Raw genomic sequence first — 16,872 nt, 5'->3', positions numbered from 1 at the left:
TCAGTCTAGGGGCCCTGTGGCGCGCAAGGCGGGCTCCATAACATTGATTGCCGGGTAAACCAAGCGTTTCAAAAAATTGTGAGCTAGACTGGATATTTGTGTGCGCCGCTTTTACTCTGAGATGGGGGAAGACGGAAGTACCTCTGCGAGCCAATCCAGAAAATTTTGCGTCACGTCATCCCGGTTGATGTCGTTCAGACCTTCATGACGGGTTTCAGGATAGAGAGTGCAGGTAATATTCTTAAAGCCCATGGCTTTCATCCTGTCGGCCAGTTTGCGCGTGGCTTTGGCTTTGTCGGTTGCAGGGTCCTGCATGCCGCCAACGAGGTTGAATGGCAGCTCTTTGCGCATATTTGCAAAATGACTGTTTGTCGCCCCCGTTTTCATCATGCGGAATATGTCGATCCACAATGCAATGGTTGGATCAAAGCCACAGAGCGGATCACGGATATAGGCTTCGACCTCAGCCGGATCGCGAGACAGCCAGTCGAAAGCGGTCCGATGGTCGGGAACCGCGTTTCCCCACGCCCGGAACGTCAGTTTCGGCAAGATCGTGCTTGGGACGTCGGAGCCTTTCAACATGCGCTCTGCATAAAGGATTGCCTTTGCGGCACTATTCTCAATGCCGCCATTGAAATTAGAGTTCCAGACGGCAACCGCATCAATCGTATCCGAATGCGCAAGCGCGTAATTCAGCGCGATCAAGCCCCCCATGGAGTGTCCAAATAATACCACCGGCACGCCGGGATGCGCTGCATGAATATGATGGTTGAGTGCCAGAACATCCCCGATAGCCACTCTATCGCCGTCTTTGGGCGCAAACATTCCTCGTGGCGCATGGAAGCCAATATTGGCGCCGTGCCCACGATGATCATGGGCGTAAACATGATAGCCCGCCTGATTGAGCGCTTCGGCGAAGCGCGCATAACGAGCGGAATGTTCGGCCAATCCATGGCAGATTTGTATGGCGGCTTTTGGCCGGGCAGCCAGCGCCTCCCGATATGGGAGTTCGGTTCCGTCTGAGAGCTGCAAGCGTTTGATGGTTTGAAATGTCATCAGGTCATCAGAATTTATGCCGCGCAAATAGTCAAATTCTCTTTTGGTGGTGTCGTTTAAAAAGGCATCCAGAGGTTGAATGAACTAATTTTAGGCATTTACAATTTTCGAGTAAATTTCGCTTGAAAACCGCAAAATCCTAGGCAAATCTGTCCTAATCAGGGGATGTGGGCTGGGTTTTGAAGAGAATTCAGAGGCGTCGAATTTCAGTCTTTAAGGCATAACTAGCAGGCCGTTCGGTGAAAGGGAGGATACTTTCCCGAGTGGTGGCCAGAGGGGAAACCGGGTGACGGAAATATCCGCGCCCGGTTTCATTTTATTCAAGCACATTTCCATGTCGACTTTGCGCGATGATATTTGCTTCCGCGCGCTATTTCGCCTACATACCCAGCAGAATTTTTCCTTGCGGTTCGGCAAATGGCCGTTCACGCTCTCTAACTCGTGGAGACGACGCGCTTTATGGCACGCCAATTCATTTATCATATGTCCGGGCTGAACAAGGCCTACGGTGCAAAGAAGGTTATCGAAAACCTTCATCTGTCATTCTATCCAGATGCGAAGATCGGTATCCTTGGTCCAAATGGTGCCGGTAAATCGACAATTCTCAAGATCATGGCTGGTCTCGACAAGGATTACACCGGTGAGGCCTGGCTCGCAGACGGTGCAACGTGCGGCTATCTCGCGCAGGAACCCCATCTTGATCCGGAAAAAAACGTTCTTGGCAATGTGATGGAAGGTGTGGCCGCGAAGACGGCTATTCTCGACCGTTACAACGAGCTGATGATGAATTATTCCGACGAAACCGCCGACGAAGGCGCAGCACTTCAGGATGTCATCGACAGCCAGAATCTGTGGGATCTGGATAGTCAGGTTGAAATGGCGATGGAAGCATTGCGCTGCCCGCCAGCGGATGCCGATGTTACAACTCTCTCTGGTGGTGAGCGTCGCCGTGTTGCGCTTTGCAAGCTGCTGCTGTCAAAGCCTGATCTGCTGCTGCTTGACGAACCGACCAACCACCTTGACGCTGAAACCACTGCTTGGCTGGAAAAGCACTTACGTGAATATGAAGGCGCAGTTCTTCTCATCACGCACGATCGCTACTTCCTTGACAATGTGACAGGCTGGATTCTCGAACTCGATCGCGGTCGCGGCATTCCTTACGAAGGCAACTACTCTGCCTATCTGGAAGCGAAGTCCAAGCGTATGATTCAGGAAGGCCGTGAAGAAGATTCGCGTCAGAAGGCCCTTGAGCGTGAGCGCCAGTGGATTGCTGCAAGCCCGAAAGCGCGTCAGTCGAAGTCCAAGGCCCGTATCAAGGCCTATGACCAGCTCGTTGAAGCTGCCAACAATCAGCGTCCGGGCGATGCCCAGATTCTGATCCCGGCAGGCGAGCGTCTTGGTCAGGTGGTTATTGAAGCTGAAGGTCTGACCAAATCGTTTGGCGACCGTATGCTGATTGAAAACCTCACTTTCAAGCTGCCTCCGGGTGGTATCGTTGGTGTTATCGGTCCAAACGGTGCTGGTAAGTCGACGCTGTTCAAGATGATCACTGGTCAGGAAAAGCCGGATTCCGGTTCAATCCGCATCGGTGACACAGTTCATCTTGGTTATGTCGATCAGAGCCGCGATCATCTCGACCCGAACAAGAATGTCTGGGAAGAAATTTCCGGCGGCAACGATATTATCAAGCTTGGCAAGTTTGAAATGAATTCCCGCGCTTATTGCGGCGCGTTCAATTTCAAGGGCGGCGATCAGCAGGCCAAGGTTGGTAATCTGTCCGGCGGTCAGCGCAACCGTGTGCATCTTGCCAAGATGTTGCAGGCTGGCGGGAACGTTCTGCTGCTCGACGAACCGACCAACGATCTTGATACGGAAACGCTGGCAGCGCTTGAAGATGCGCTCGAAAAATACGCTGGCTGCGCTGTTATCATCTCCCACGATCGTATGTTCCTTGATCGTCTGGCAACGCATATTCTGGCATTCGAAGGCGACAGCCATGTCGAATGGTTCGAAGGTAACTTCGAAGATTATGAAGCGGATAAGGTTCGTCGTCTCGGACCCGAAAGCGTCAATCCAAAGCGGGTGACTTACAAGCCGCTGACACGTTAAAAACTCAAAGGCCGGTGCATCGCACCGGCCTTTTTGCTGTATGGAGTTTGCAAATGAAAGACTGGTCCGCAAAGCAATATCTGAAGTTTGAAGATGAACGGAGCCGTCCTGCGGCTGATCTTCTTGCGCAGATTAAGATCGATAACCCGCGCAAGGTGGTCGATATTGGTTGCGGTCCAGGAAATTCTACCGGGCTTCTGGTTAATCGCTGGCCAGATGCGGAAGTATCAGGCTTTGATACCTCGCCGGATATGATCGAAAAGGCGAGGGCGCGTCTCCCAGAGGTCGAGTTTTCGGTCGCTGATGCAACGCGTTACGCGCCGGATGCGCAGACGGATGTGCTGTTTTCCAATGCGGTCTTTCAGTGGTTTGCTGATCCCGTTGCTGAAATGAGACGGCTTGTATCGCTTTTGCAGCCTGGTGCCTTTCTGGCAGTTCAGATGCCCGACAATATGATGGAGCCAGTGCATGTGGCCATGCGGGAGGTTGCGCAATCGGAAGCCTTCAATGATAAAATTGGCAGGACAGGAAGAGCGCCTCTGCCGCCTGTGTCAGAATTTTACAATGCCTTTGCAGGGCAGGCGTCGCGCATCGATATCTGGCACACGATTTATAATCACCCGCTGGAAAGCGTTGATGCGATTGTTGAATGGGTGAAGGCAGCTGGTCTGCGCCCGTTTCTCGATCCACTGGATGCTGCGGAGCAAAGCCAGTATCTGAGTTCGTATAAATCAGCGATCAACAAGCACTACCCGGAAATCAAGGATGGCCGGGTTCTGCTGCGTTTTCCGCGTCTGTTCGTTGTTGTGCAGAAATAGGCACGCGGATTTTACAGATCGACCTTTTCGTCTTCATCTGCGGTAACGAGCCGTGTGGCGCGCCATTCGGTCAGCTTTTTATTGATCTCATCAAGCACAAAGAAACGTGCTGAATCTTTGTCGTAACCGTCATCACGCAGCGCGTCATAGTCGGTATGGGCATGGCGGACATGCGCCACTGTTGCCAGCCATACGGCAATTGAAGGCGGGAGCGATTTCATATGCGGCGCAAGGGCTGCCGCACGAATTGGTTCTGAATCCGAATAAGGAACCGCAGGAAGCAAAAGCGTAAGCGATTTTGCAACAGCCTTCTGGCGTTCTGTGCTTGCACCCATGGCGGTCATCCTTTCCTGCTTGCAGCAAGATTCGATGTAATCATAACCCAGCTGTCATTCTGCTCAAACGGCTACGCGAACACTATGACAGTTTTGCTGTGTATGGGATCGTGAAAACTGCTTGCACCGCAAATGAATTTCACATAAACATATCTTTATATGTTTAGCGATGTGGAGATTGCGAATTGCGCTTGCAGCTCGATCAGATGGTGGATGTTTTAAAAGCAGTGGCTGAACCGAGCCGTCTGCGCATCCTTGCGCTTCTTTCGAGGGGCGATTTGACTGTTTCGGACCTGACTGCAATCCTTGGCCAGTCGCAGCCGCGCGTGTCGCGCCATCTTAAGCTGCTTGGCGAAGCTGATCTGATCGATCGCTATCAGGAAGGTGCCTGGGCCTATTTCCGACTTTCGGATAACGCAGTTTGCGGCGAGGTTGCGCGCAATCTCTTGTTGAAACTTGATGCTGCGGATACGCTTATTGAACGCGATCTGGAGCGCCTCTCACAGGTCAAATCCAATCGTCAGGAAAAGGCTGCGGCCTATTTCAGTGCCAATGCTGGCAGTTGGGATGAAATCCGTAAGCTGCATGTTCCTGAAAATGCGGTGGAAGCAGCTCTCAAAACCATTGTGGGCGACAAACCGTTTCAGTCTATGCTTGATGTCGGCACGGGTACTGGCCGTCTGCTGGAGCTGTTCTCACCGCTTTATGCGCGTGGTCTTGGCATCGATATCAATCGTGACATGCTTGCCGTGGCGCGCGCCAATCTTGATCTCGGATCGGTGAACAATGCGCAGGTAAGGCAGGGCGATGTTTATGCATTGCCTGTTGAGCGCGAGAATTTTGACTTGGTGACAATCCATCAGGTGCTGCATTTTCTTGATGATCCGTTGGCTGCAATCCGCGAGGCGGCGCGTGCGCTGCGTCCGGGTGGAAGGCTGCTGATTGTCGATTTTGCTCCGCATAAACTTGAGTTTCTGCGCGAAGACCATGCGCATTTGCGGCTTGGGTTTAGCGATGAGCAGATTCTGGGCTGGATGAAAGAAGCCGGGCTTGAGCCTGCAGAAACGCGCACCCTGGGGCCGAAGGTTGCCAATGGTGACGATGGATTGACAGTCAAGCTGTGGCTTGGCCGCGACCCACGCCTGCTGATCGCCGATCCGGCACCACAGAATATAAGCATGACGGAGACAGTTTAATGGGCTTTTACGGTCTTTCACGCCGATCTGACATCGGCCAGACCACACGGGTATCGTTTGAATTCTTTCCGCCCAAGTCGGAAGAAATGGAACAGCGCCTGTGGGAAACGGTAACGCGGCTTGCGCCGCTCAAGCCGGAATTTGTCTCCGTGACTTACGGTGCGGGCGGGTCGACGCGGGAGCGCACGATCCGCACGGTTGCGCGCATTCTGAAAGAGACGGATATCAAGCCTGCGGCCCATCTCACCTGTGTGGATGCGACCCGCGAGGAGGTTGATCGTGTTGCGCAGGAATTCGCAGAACTTGGTGTTAATCGCTTTGTAGCGTTGCGTGGCGATCCGGCTGCCGGTATTGGTGAGAAATATGTTCCCACACCGGGCGGCTATCAGAATGGCGCCGAGCTGGTTGGCGGTTTACGCAAGCTTGCCGATTTCGATATTTCGGTTTCGGCCTATCCGGAAAAGCATCCCGAAAGCCCGGATTTCGCCACAGATATCGATATGCTCAAGCGTAAGGTCGACAATGGCGCAACGCGCGCCATCACGCAGTTCTTCTTCGATAATGATCTTTATGAGCGTTATGTCGAACGCGTGCGCCGTGCGGGCATCTATATTCCGATTGTTCCGGGTGTTCTGCCCGTGCATAATTTCAAGCAGGTTCGCAATTTTTGTGCACGTTCTGCAACGCATATTCCGACATGGCTGGCGGAGCGCTTCGATGGTCTGGAAAACGATGCGCAGACGCACCAGCTTGTTGCAGCCGCCATTGCTGCCGAACAGGTGATGGATCTGATCGAGCGTGGCGTGCAGGATTTCCATTTCTACACGATGAACAGGGCTGATCTTCCTTATGCCATCTGCCACATGATTGGCATTCGGCCTAAAACAGAAACTTCATTGCAAGTGGCCTGAAACGTGAAAAGCCCGGTTTAAAACCGGGCTTTTCTTTCAGATGAGAAGAATTGATTTATCCTCAAAACCAAGGTCTTCTAATGGCTTAGGCTATTCCTAATCAGGGAATGACGCCTGCTATCAACGCTGCAACAAATGCAAATGCTGCACAGATCATGAGGACATTCAAAGATCGCGTGAGTCCCATTGGTCTGTCTCCTTTTATGCATCCGACGAGGTCGAATGCGCGCTGGTAGAGATCCTGAATCTAAGCGCAAAAGGCCTTAAACAAAAGAACATTTCTCACTGCAATATGTGGTGATCGTGGAAAAAACCTTCTGTTTACCACCTAAGTCATTGAAATTTTTAACTGTAAAAGTTTGTTCACATTTCATGAAAATGCCACGAAACCGCCAATTTTGGAGGTGGCTTTGACCCAGTGTCGGGTATGTTTTAGCTGATAAAGGCAAGGAAAACGGACAGAGTCACGACCGAAATCGTTGTCGAATAGAGAATGACATTCGACGTAATTGCGGCCTCACGACGATAATGTTCGGCCAGCATGAAGGGACCGGTGCCAGCGGGCAGGGCTGCCAGCAAGGTCACACTCTGTGCCAGATGTGATGGCAGTTGAAACGCATAAACAGCAAGCAGCCATGTGGCGAGCGGCATGACCACCAGCTTGACCGAAACAAGAAAAGCGATGGCATTGATGCTTTCGCGCTCAATCTTTCGCGGCTGGGCAAGGAAAAGCCCGAGTGCAACAAGTGCGCATGGAGAGGCAGCGCCGCCTAACATCTTCAGAAATGTTTCAGCAGGTGCGGGAATGGCAAAGCCGGTTACAGGCACCAGCATTCCGAGGAACGGTGCGACGAGCAACGGATTGCGGATCAGCGAGTGCGTAACCTTCCGAGCAAGATGAAGCGGCTTCTTCTCGGTTTGCAGGCCTATTTCGATCAGGACAATGGCAAAAGCGAAGGTCACGCAAACGGTGATGATGATGGTGATTGTGGTCGCAGCGAGAACGCCTGAACCAAATGCAATCATCGATAGCGGAATGCCCATATAGCCTGTATTGGGATAGGCGGCGTTAAGGCCATCGATGGCGCTGTCTGCAAGCGGCTGTTTACCGCGCAGGCGGATGATGAAGGGCAGGGCAAAGGCCACGGCGCTGCCAAGCAGAAAAGCGCCGATGAAGCCCGGTTGCCACAAATCGCCGCCATGCGTATTGGCCATGATGTCGAAAAGCAGGGCGGGCAGTGCGAGATAGACGACGAAGCGGTTGAGTTCTGCAATTGCATGTGGGCCTAATATTTTTAGCCTGAACGCCAGCCAACCTGAGAAAATCAGGGCAAACACGGGCAGGACAACGATCAGGGTTGAGAGCATGGCGACCAGCGTGATTGCAAAAGTTGAAAGGCGCGGAGATTGTCCGCGCCTTTGATTTATTCTGAAATTAAAGCTTTTCGAGCAGTTCAGGTGTTGGCCAGGAATCGGCAGGCATTCCAAGACGCAATTGCTCGGTACGGACCGCATCGCGGGTTAACACACCGAAGACGCCATCAATCTTGCCCATATCATAGCCACGCGCCTGAAGCTTGGTCTGGAGTTCCTTCATCTGGTCCTGCGTCAGGCCCTGATCGGGGTTGCCGGGATTGAAGGCTGGCGCACCTGCAAGGCGGGTGGCGAAATAAGCAGCGGTCGTCGCATAAACGATCGACTTGTTCCATTCCACAAAAACATCGAAGTTTGCATAAGACAGGAAGGCAGGTCCCTTGCGGCCCAGTGGCAGCAACAGCGATGCATTGCCATCATCAGGGCCAAGCGGTCCATTAAGCCCGACTACACCTTGTTCTGCCCACCATGAATGCGGCTTGCGATTGGTGCGGATGGATTCTTCCCATGGCAGATCTTTGGTGATGCGTACTTCTTCGAGCCAAGGCTCGCCACGCTTCCAGCCGAGTTCGGAAATCATCCGGCCAGCGGTCATCATCGCGTCAGGAACGCTGTTCTTGAGATCGACCTTGCCATCGCCGTCACCGTCGACGCCGCGTTCAAGATAATCCTTCGGCAGAAGCTGCATCATGCCGATTTCACCGGCCCATGCGCCTGTTGTCGCCGCATCGACAACGCCGGTGTCGAAAAGCTTGAGAAGGGCGATCAGCTGCGGACGAAAGAGTTCCGGGCGGCGGCAATCGTAAGAAAGTGTCACAAGCGCGTTCAGCGTATCGAAATCGCCCTGAATGGCACCATAATCGGTTTCGAGCCCCCAGAAGGCTGCAAGCACCGGACCCGGCACGCCATACGTGTCTTCGACCTTCTTGAAAACATCGGCATATTTGACGAGGTTATTCTGGCCGTTCTTCAGGCGCGCTTCAGAAATCAGGCGCTTCGAGAATTCGGTGAATGTCAGGTTGAAGACCGTCTGTTTGCGGTCACGGTCGAGAACTTTCTGTTCAAGGGAGGCCTTGTGCAGTTCGGCAATGCCCTTTTCACCCACGCCTGCTGCGCGCGCTTCCTTGGTCAGATTATCCATCCACTGACCATAATCGATCTCGCATTCCGGCTTAGGCAGATTGGCCGCATTGGTTGCAGCATCTGGACCCGGAGAGGCGAGCGCAGGCGAAATTGCAGTTGATGCCAGTAAAGCGGCAGCCATCACTGAAGCGATAAGTTTCATCGAGAGAACTCACAATTAAAAGAGAAAGAACTTCCCCATTTATTTCCAAAATCTAAAGCATCGGCCCAAAAATCGAAATCGTTTTTGGAAAGCTCTACGCTTAAACTCAATAATGTAGAACGTCCTTTGTGCGTCCAACCGAACGCACGCCGCTCTAGTGCCTCATCACGTCATGGAAATGAAGCGAAACTTAGTATGCGCTCTCATTTGATGCCGAGTTAACGGACCTTGTTGCTTTCCAGCCACTTTTTCCAGGCGCTGGCGCTGCCCGCAAACACGTTGATATCTGCATCACCCTTGATACCCGGAATGGTGCCGGTGCCGGTATATTGCCAGAAGGTCCACGGATGCGGCCCATATTTTTCCGTTGGATGGCCCGCAGTTGAGCGCAGCCAGAATGGATAACCGTGCAGCTGATTGAGATTATTCTCATCAAAGAAATCGACGGTCGTGTAGATGATGGGACGCTTACCGTAATGTTTTTCAACGGCATTGAGGAAAATCTTCATTTCCTTGCGCACGATGGCTTCGTTCGGCCTCAGCTTACAGGTGGGGGAATGCGCATTCCATTCCATGTCGAGGACAGGGGGTAAGGCGTTGGGATCGCGCGGAACATTCTGAATGTACCAACGGGCCTGTTCGATGGCTGGACGGCAGAAATAATAGAAGTGATAGGCACTGCGTGGAATGCCAGCCTGTTTTGCGCCGTTCCAGTGTTCAGCAAAACGATCATCGAGGCGATCACCACCTTCTGTTGCCTTGATAAAGGCAAAGGAAATGCCGCTGCGCCGCACCGCATTCCAGTCGACATCGACCTGATATTTGGAAACATCCGTACCGTGGATCGGATAATGCCACGGAGTGCGCCCAGTCCATTCAAATGGCTTGCGATCATCAAAACGTGGCGCGTTTATGGAACCTGTGGGGCGCGCCATTTGCTGCATCGAACTGCCGGATTTTTTAACATCGGCAAAATCGTAGTCGACTGTGGTGCAGCCGGCCAGAAGTAACATGCCAAGGGCTAGAATGCTGCGGTTGGCCATACGGTTCATACAGGGATCCCGGTGTCGCGAATCAATTTTAACAACGGTTACGCGATCCGTGTATCAACGTCATCAGTTATGCTCGCAAAAACTTGCGGGAAATAGATTGTGTTGCGGCGATTGAGAGGGGGAAATTCCCGTTCCCTTATTTTAAAAGCGCGCCCCGAGAGGCCGCTGCGGTGTTTCTGCTCAAGTTGAACCCTTTCGGGTTATCGGCACGCGACGGAAAAATATGGTTACCACTTTGTTATTATGGCGGTTTGTTACCAGTAGTAAGACTAATTGAGAGAACCTTTCCGCATACTCGCCGTTTTGTCCTGTGATGTTGAGAGCGTCGCCAAGCATCACCGGGGACGAAAAAGTGATGTGACGATGTCTTAATAGGGTGATTGGCCGTTAACCGGTCAGGCACGAGTAACAATGCGCGTTGGATCAGTCCCCACAACGCTGTTTTTTAGGGAAGGATAGCCATCATGAAGAAGTTTTTAATTGCTTCGGTTGCTGCCGTATCGTTTTTGGGGCTTGCAGCATGCAGCGACAATTCCAACGATGCCAGCAAGGCACCGGCATCGCCTTCGCCTGAAGCGCCAGCTGCGCCTGCTAACAATGACACAATGACTCCACCTGCGACCCCACCGGCGACCCCACCTTCGACACCTGCTCCTGCGCCGGCAACGCCAGGTACGACCGGCACGCCGCCTGCAAATTAAGGGGCAGTTCAGTTGATATTGCGTCAGCTTTGTTTGCTGATAAGTGAATGGCGGTCCGGTTGGCGGGCCGCCATTCGCCCCGTAAGGAGCGAAGATGATGGATAATTCCGCAGCGGTTGATAATAAAGACAGTATAACTGCGTTTTCCATGTTCAAACGCCGGCTTTCTTCGGTTATGTCTTTTGTTATGAGCCGCCATTTTTTGTTTTTGATTTCCGCTATTGTTCTGGTTGCCCTTGCCGCTTGCGGCAAAGGGGAGGATGAGCAGGCTGCCGTTCCTTCTCAGGAAGAGCAAACAACGTCTGCACCTGCGCCAGAGCAGGATGGCCCGAACTTGTTAAAGGCTTTGCAGGATAATTCCGGCGTTATGACGCCGGAAGAGCAGAAAGCCGCTATTGACCGGGCGCGCGCGAATGCGGAAGCGGCAGCCAAGGCTGTTGGCCAGAGCGAACAACAGGCGCAGGCCGCAGGTGAAGCGGCAGCGAGCGCAGCTCAGCGGTCGTTTGAGTCTCGTCAGGCAGCGCAATAATCGGCGCTGCCAAGCCTATATTCTTCCAGTTCATTGTTTTTTCTGTTTTGCAACGGGTTGTTGTTTCCAGTCATTACGGAATTCTATAGAAACGATTCATGTCGATCTGGGGCCGCATCGGTGAGTTTGTCACTTCCTTAACGCTGAACGCTATTTCAAGCGTGATTGAGGCTGTGCGAACGGTTTTTGAAGGGGATGCAGATACGCGCAGGCGTGTTGCTTTTTCCATCGCGATGATCGCTCTTGCAGCCAAAATGGCGAAAGCTGATGGCGTTGTTACCCAGGACGAGTTTCGGGCATTCCAGAATATTTTTTCTGTTCCACCCGAAGAGCATGCTCATGTGGTCCGGCTCTATAATCTCGCACAGCAGGACGTTGCAGGCTATGAGAGCTACGCGCGTCAGCTTGCTGGCCTTTGCCGTGCAGGCGATGATAATTGTCATTTGCTGGAAGACATTCTCGACGGTCTGTTCCATATCGCAACGGCCGACGGTTATGTGCATGAGAAAGAAATGGCGTTCCTCTCAAGTGTTGCCGAGATATTCGGCTTTGATGAGGAAGGTTTCGAGCGTATTGCTCTGCGCCATGTCAACCAAGGCGAGGGCGACCCCTACGCCATACTGGGTCTGGTGCGGGGTGTTTCGTTTGAGGATGCGCGCAAGCGGTATCGTTCATTGGTCAAAGAGCATCATCCTGACCGGCTTGTTGCGGAAGGTCTTCCGCTTGAATTCATCAAGATTGCAAATACACGCCTTGCTGCCATCAATGCAGCCTGGGCAAGCGTAGAAAAACAGTTGGAAGCCGCATGAGCAGCCCAGATACATCAGAAGAAGAACTCCTGACGGCACTCGCTTTGGAAAAGCCCGACTATCCAGCCGCGACTGTCGATGCATCGCCGAATTTTGGTATCCGCAAGGATGGCAAGACGCCGACCTATCTTATCCTGCATTATACCGGCCTCGCGACCGCTCAGGAGGCGCTTGATATTCTCAAGTCGCCCGAGAGGGAAGTCTCGGCCCATTACCTTGTCCACGAGGATGGCCGCGTAGTGCAGATGGTTTCTGAAAAGGCGCGCGCATGGCATGCAGGGAAAAGTTTCTGGAAAGGCGAAACCGACATTAATTCGGCTTCGATCGGCATTGAGATCGTCAATCCGGGTGAGTTAGAAAACTACCCGCCCTTCGCCGATCGCCAGATTGAAGCCGTCATTGAGCTTTGCCGAAGCATCTGCGAGCGTTATGGCATTCGCCCCGAGCATGTTCTCGCGCACTCAGATATAGCGCCAGAACGCAAGACAGATCCTGGCCACAATTTTCCATGGAAGCGCCTGCATGAAGCAGGGCTAGCCCATCACATTGAACCGACAGCCATTCGTGGCGGACGTTTTCTCGCGCGTGGCGAGCAGGGGCAACCCGTCGAGGCTTTGCAATCCATGCTAGCGCTGTATGGTTACAAAATTGAGATCAATGGTGTGTTTGATGAGGCTACTGAGACCGTGATTAAGGCGTTTCAACGACGTTTTCGAACACAGAATGTGGACGGCGTGGCCGATGTATCCACGATCGACACCCTCTATAGGCTGATTTTTTCATTGCAAAACGTTACCGCTTAAGAGCTTTGATCTGTTCTCTTATGGCACAGGTTAAGTTTCATATTTCTGTAACAATTTCATTAAACTAGAGCGAATGCATCTTTGGGTAGTGGTGGTTTTCTACTGCTGCGCGCATCACGGATTGTGACAGGGTTTATTACAACCTGTAAGACTATTTTACTTCCCGAACCAATCTTCGGCTGCATTTGCCCGTCAAATGAGCTGCCATTCCCGGCTGTGACGAGCGGGCCCAGTTTTGATAAGCGGGCAAGAGTTTGTGAGCGGGATCATAAATAAACGGCACTGCTGCCCCCAAGACCAGCAATGCCCATAAGCAATCCAAGACGGTAGGTCATGAAAGTAAAATTTGTTGTTGTATGCGCCCTTATTGGCGCCGTGAGTTCTTTTGGTCTTAATTCTGCGATGAGTGCTCCGCTTAATGAGCCAACCAATCTGACGGACCTGCTGAAGGCTCGGGCACAGAACAAGATGGCTGAAGCCAATAAGGCAGAAAATAAATCGCGCTCCGCGAATGCAGAGCCAAGACAGACAGCCAAAAAGGCTTCCGTGGTTACCAGGCGTTCTGCGCCGAATGCTAAAGGCGCGAAGCGCTCCAAGGCAGACGGTACGGCTTCACAGTCTTTAGAGAAGTCCGGCAAGCCTTATTCCCAGATTATCAATCGTTATGCTGCGACCTATGGTGTGCCGTCCTCGCTTGCGCATGCCGTTGTGCGTCATGAAAGCAATTTTCAGCCAAATGTTCGTGGCAAGGCTGGCGAGATCGGCCTCATGCAGATTAAACTCTCCACGGCGCGCAGCTTGGGTTATTCCGGCTCTGCCAAGGGGCTTTATGAGCCATCGACCAATATCCAGTATGGTATGAAATATCTCGCTCAGGCACAGAAGCTTGGCGGCGGCACGACGTGCGGTACGATCCTCAAGTATAATGCCGGTCATGGCGCCAAGCGCATGAACCCGACCTCTGCAAAATATTGCAGCTCGGTTAAGTCTTATATGGCTGGCCTCTAATAATTAAATTTACTTTGTCGGCCGCGTTGAGTTTCAGGTCGATGATGTGAACGAAAAGCCGGTAGCGGTTTCGCTGCCGGCTTTTCTGTTGTGTGCAGATTTTTTCGAAACACGGTTCCCAGCTAGTCCGAACGTGTTATATACGCGGCCGTCAGTCGGTCGGGCAGCCGCGCTTGTCATATGCCGAAAGGCGGCAGGTGAGGAAAGTCCGGGCTCCATGGAAACACGATGCCGGGTAACGCCCGGCGGGGGCGACCCCAGGGACAGTGCCACAGAAAGCAGACCGCCCCGTCTTCCGTATCGCTTGTCAAAGCGGCAGGGATGACGGGGTAAGGGTGAAAGGGTGGGGTAAGAGCCCACCGCGCCGGTGGCAACACAGGCGGCACGGTAAACCCCATTGGGAGCAAAACCGAATAGGGACGGCGCGCCGGTCCGCAAGGATCGGCAATCAGTTTCCGGATCTGCCGTCCGGGTGGGTTGCAAGAGGCGGGTGGCGACATCCGTCCCAGATGAATGGCTGCCACGTTGGACGCAAGTCCGGCCATACAAAACCCGGCTTATAGACCGACTGACACTTTTTCTTCCCCGTATCCGCTAATCGACATTTTTATTTGATCGCAGGAAACGGATAGTTGTGTGCGTGTTGCATATCTATTGCGGGGCCTCCCAATCAAGGAGGTTTCTATGTCGAGTTTAAAAGATAAGGTCGCAATCATTATTGGCGCATCATCAGGAATAGGGCGTGCTGCGGCAATGTTGTTTGCGTCTGAGGGGGCATCTGTTGTTTTGAATGCGCGTAACAAGTTAGGGCTTGAAGCGGTAGCGCATACTATCAAAGAGCTTGGTGGTGAAGCGTATTATGTGGCGGGTGACGCTTCTCATTCTGAAACACATGAAAAACTCATAGCCGTAGCGCAGAACGTGTTCGGCCGTCTTGATATTGCCTTTAATAATGCAGGCACTGTCGGTCCCGTCGCACCGATGGCAGAGGCAAGCCTTGATGATTGGAACAATGTGATCGCCGGTAATCTGACATCGGCATTTCTCGATGCAAAATCGCAGATACCGTCAATGCTCAGGTCTGGCGGCGGTTCAATCATTTTCACATCAACCTTTGTCGGCAGCAGTGTCGGCATTCCAGGAATGGCACTTTATGGTGCTGCAAAGGCTGGCTTGATGGGATTGGTGAAAGGCATCACCGCAGACTATGGGTCCCAAGGCATCAGAGCCAACGCGCTTTTGCCGGGCGGAGTTGATACGCCGATGGCAGGCAACGATGCGCAGAAAGAATGGGCGGCAGGCCTGCATGCAATGAAGCGGATTGCGCAGCCCGAAGAAATTGCTCAGGCGGCGTTATTTCTCGCGGGGCCGATGTCAAGTTTCGTTACTGGTTCAGCACTCTATGCTGATGGCGGCAATTCAGCCGTCAAATAAAAAGTCAGCGGCTTTCCGGGCTGGAAAGCCGCTTCCCATTTCAGATCGGTGCTCCGGTGAAGAAATCGTAGATCAGTTTCATGTTCAGCACGACGATGATGGCTGCTGTGATTGCGGCAAGCAAGGTCACCCAGCGTGGCGCTGTGAGCGCCCCCATTTTTTTCTTTTCTGCCGTGAACATAACCAGCGGGATGACCGCAAAAGGCAATTGCAAGCTGAGCACGACCTGCGACAGGATCAGAAGTTCGCTCGTTCCTTCGGAGCCATACATAATGGTGACGATGGCTGCTGGTACGATGGCGACAAAGCGGGTGATGGCGCGGCGCAGCCATGGTTTGAGCTTGATGTCGATAAAGCCTTCCATCACGATCTGGCCAGCCATTGTCGCGGTGATGGTCGAGTTTAACCCGCAACAAAGCAATGCGATTGCGAAAAGCGTCGGGGCAAGCGCTGAACCGAGCAGCGGATTGAGCAACGCGTGTGCCTTATCGAGATCCTCGACGCCTGTATTGCCGGTCGCATTGAAGCTGGCCGCTGCAAGAATGAGGATCGATGCGTTGACCAGCAAAGCGAAGGTCAGTGCAATTGTCGAATCGAGTGTCGCATAGCGAATGGCTTCCCGCTTTTCCGGTAAGGTGTGACCGTAATCACGGGTTTGGATAATGCCTGAATGCAGATACAGGTTATGTGGCATGACCGTCGCACCGATAATGCCCAATGCTATATAAAGCATATCCGGGTTGCGTATGATTTCCGTGGTTGGTGCAAACCCGCGGATCACCTCACCCCAATGGGGCTGTGCCATCAGTATCTGGATCAGAAAGCAGACAGCGATCACACCGAGTAAGGTGATGATCAGTGCTTCGACACGGCGGAAGCCCTTGTTCTGCAAATAGAGTACAAGAAGCACGTCGGCGGCAGTCAGGATGACACCGATTTCCAGCGGAATACCGAAAAGCAGATTAAGACCGATTGCCGTTCCGATCACTTCGGCGAGGTCTGTGGCACAGATGGCAAGTTCTGCCAGAAACCACAAAGGCCAGGCGAGAAAACGCGGATAGGCATCGCGGCAGGCCTGCGCAAGATCACGACCCGTAGCAACCGCAAGCCGGGTACACAGCGCTTGCAACAGAACGGCCATGAGATTTGAAAGCAGCACGACTGACAAAAGCGTGTAGCCGAAGCGTGATCCGCCCGCGAGCGAAGTGGCCCAGTTGCCGGGGTCCATATAGCCGACAGCAACCAGGTAGCCAGGCCCGAAAAAGGCCATGGCACGGCGAAATTTCGAGCCGGAGCGGTTGACACGGACTGACCGGTGGACATCCGACATTGAGGCTTCGCCCCGTTCCCGACGCCAGCCTTCAAATGTAACGTCTTGCGGAGCGGGAGGCGTACTTCCCCGAAGGGGCATCTTAAATGCCATGCGTCATGTTTCCAAAATGCAATTGCGAA

Annotated in this window: 16 protein-coding genes and 1 other RNA gene; 10 read left to right on the top strand and 7 right to left on the bottom strand. The window is 52.9% G+C overall.

The annotated features are described in order from the left end of the window. Positions 1 to 111 precede the first annotated feature (111 nt). On the bottom strand, positions 112 to 1,056 hold the full coding sequence (locus tag OPR82_RS13735; protein WP_265985444.1) for an alpha/beta hydrolase: 945 nt from the start codon (positions 1,054 to 1,056) through the stop codon (positions 112 to 114). Positions 1,057 to 1,515: 459 nt separating this feature from the next. Between OPR82_RS13735 and ettA the strand changes: the two genes are divergently transcribed. Together ettA and tam are read left to right on the top strand one after the other, a co-directional pair. After that, positions 1,516 to 3,165, top strand: a complete 1,650-nt coding sequence (ettA, locus tag OPR82_RS13730; RefSeq protein ID WP_265985443.1) for an energy-dependent translational throttle protein EttA — start codon at positions 1,516 to 1,518, stop codon at positions 3,163 to 3,165. A 53-nt stretch (positions 3,166 to 3,218) separates the two neighbouring features. Further along, a complete protein-coding gene (tam, locus tag OPR82_RS13725) occupies positions 3,219 to 3,983 on the top strand; it encodes a trans-aconitate 2-methyltransferase (protein ID WP_265985442.1) in 765 nt (254 codons plus the stop codon). Between the two features lie 11 nt (positions 3,984 to 3,994). Here the strand turns inward: tam and OPR82_RS13720 are convergent, their stop codons facing one another. After that, a complete protein-coding gene (locus tag OPR82_RS13720; protein WP_265985441.1) occupies positions 3,995 to 4,318 on the bottom strand; it encodes a DUF2293 domain-containing protein in 324 nt (107 codons plus the stop codon). Positions 4,319 to 4,524: 206 nt separating this feature from the next. Here OPR82_RS13720 and OPR82_RS13715 point away from each other — a divergent pair, with 206 nt between their 5' ends. Both OPR82_RS13715 and metF read left to right on the top strand, forming a co-directional pair. After that, positions 4,525 to 5,514 (top strand): ArsR/SmtB family transcription factor, encoded by a 990-nt coding sequence (locus OPR82_RS13715; protein WP_265985488.1) that lies wholly within the window; start codon positions 4,525 to 4,527, stop codon positions 5,512 to 5,514. Beyond that, entirely contained in the window at positions 5,514 to 6,425 is a 912-nt protein-coding gene (gene metF / locus OPR82_RS13710; RefSeq protein WP_265985440.1) for a methylenetetrahydrofolate reductase [NAD(P)H], read from the top strand. The genes OPR82_RS13715 and metF overlap by 1 nt, the downstream gene beginning before the upstream one ends. Before the next feature lie 432 nt (positions 6,426 to 6,857). On the opposite strand, the gene OPR82_RS13705 is transcribed toward metF, so the two are convergent. From OPR82_RS13705 to OPR82_RS13690, 4 genes are all read right to left on the bottom strand, one after another. After that, positions 6,858 to 7,793: an AEC family transporter gene (locus OPR82_RS13705; RefSeq protein ID WP_265985439.1), complete on the bottom strand. Its 936-nt coding sequence runs from the start codon at positions 7,791 to 7,793 to the stop codon at positions 6,858 to 6,860. 67 nt (positions 7,794 to 7,860) lie between these two features. Next, positions 7,861 to 9,084 carry a lytic murein transglycosylase gene (locus OPR82_RS13700; RefSeq protein WP_265985438.1) on the bottom strand — a complete coding sequence of 408 codons (1,224 nt, stop codon included), beginning with the start codon at positions 9,082 to 9,084 and terminating at the stop codon, positions 7,861 to 7,863. 218 nt (positions 9,085 to 9,302) lie between these two features. Then, the gene (locus tag OPR82_RS13695) at positions 9,303 to 10,136 is read right to left on the bottom strand and encodes a glycoside hydrolase family 25 protein (protein WP_265985437.1); all 834 of its coding nucleotides are present in this window, start codon (positions 10,134 to 10,136) and stop codon (positions 9,303 to 9,305) included. 445 nt (positions 10,137 to 10,581) lie between these two features. Further along, complete coding sequence (locus OPR82_RS13690) at positions 10,582 to 10,821, bottom strand: hypothetical protein (RefSeq protein WP_265985436.1); 240 nt, start codon at positions 10,819 to 10,821, stop codon at positions 10,582 to 10,584. 113 nt (positions 10,822 to 10,934) lie between these two features. On the opposite strand from OPR82_RS13690, the gene OPR82_RS13685 reads away from it, so the two are divergent. The 6 genes from OPR82_RS13685 (at position 10,935) to OPR82_RS13660 (ending at position 15,420) form a co-directional block, all read left to right on the top strand. Beyond that, positions 10,935 to 11,366 (top strand): hypothetical protein, encoded by a 432-nt coding sequence (locus tag OPR82_RS13685; RefSeq protein ID WP_407673264.1) that lies wholly within the window; start codon positions 10,935 to 10,937, stop codon positions 11,364 to 11,366. Positions 11,367 to 11,464: 98 nt separating this feature from the next. Beyond that, complete coding sequence (locus OPR82_RS13680; RefSeq protein ID WP_265985434.1) at positions 11,465 to 12,175, top strand: J domain-containing protein; 711 nt, start codon at positions 11,465 to 11,467, stop codon at positions 12,173 to 12,175. Further along, positions 12,172 to 12,978 (top strand): N-acetylmuramoyl-L-alanine amidase, encoded by an 807-nt coding sequence (locus OPR82_RS13675; protein ID WP_265985433.1) that lies wholly within the window; start codon positions 12,172 to 12,174, stop codon positions 12,976 to 12,978. Before OPR82_RS13680 ends, OPR82_RS13675 begins: the two co-directional genes overlap by 4 nt. A 333-nt stretch (positions 12,979 to 13,311) precedes the next feature. Next, the gene (locus OPR82_RS13670) at positions 13,312 to 13,986 is read left to right on the top strand and encodes a lytic transglycosylase domain-containing protein (RefSeq protein WP_265985432.1); all 675 of its coding nucleotides are present in this window, start codon (positions 13,312 to 13,314) and stop codon (positions 13,984 to 13,986) included. A gap of 151 nt (positions 13,987 to 14,137) precedes the next feature. Beyond that, positions 14,138 to 14,562, top strand: an RNA gene (rnpB, locus tag OPR82_RS13665) — RNase P RNA component class A. Positions 14,563 to 14,670: 108 nt separating this feature from the next. Beyond that, positions 14,671 to 15,420, top strand: a complete 750-nt coding sequence (locus OPR82_RS13660; RefSeq protein WP_265985431.1) for an SDR family oxidoreductase — start codon at positions 14,671 to 14,673, stop codon at positions 15,418 to 15,420. 40 nt (positions 15,421 to 15,460) lie between these two features. On the opposite strand, the gene OPR82_RS13655 is transcribed toward OPR82_RS13660, so the two are convergent. Beyond that, positions 15,461 to 16,831: an Nramp family divalent metal transporter gene (locus OPR82_RS13655; protein ID WP_265985487.1), complete on the bottom strand. Its 1,371-nt coding sequence runs from the start codon at positions 16,829 to 16,831 to the stop codon at positions 15,461 to 15,463. Positions 16,832 to 16,872: the final 41 nt, after the last annotated feature.

It is taken from the genome of Ochrobactrum chromiisoli (assembly GCF_026241335.1).
Lineage (GTDB): Bacteria > Pseudomonadota > Alphaproteobacteria > Rhizobiales > Rhizobiaceae > Brucella > Brucella chromiisoli.
The sequence above is the reverse complement of the archived record's forward strand: the minus strand, read 5'-3'. Positions and strand labels throughout refer to the sequence as shown.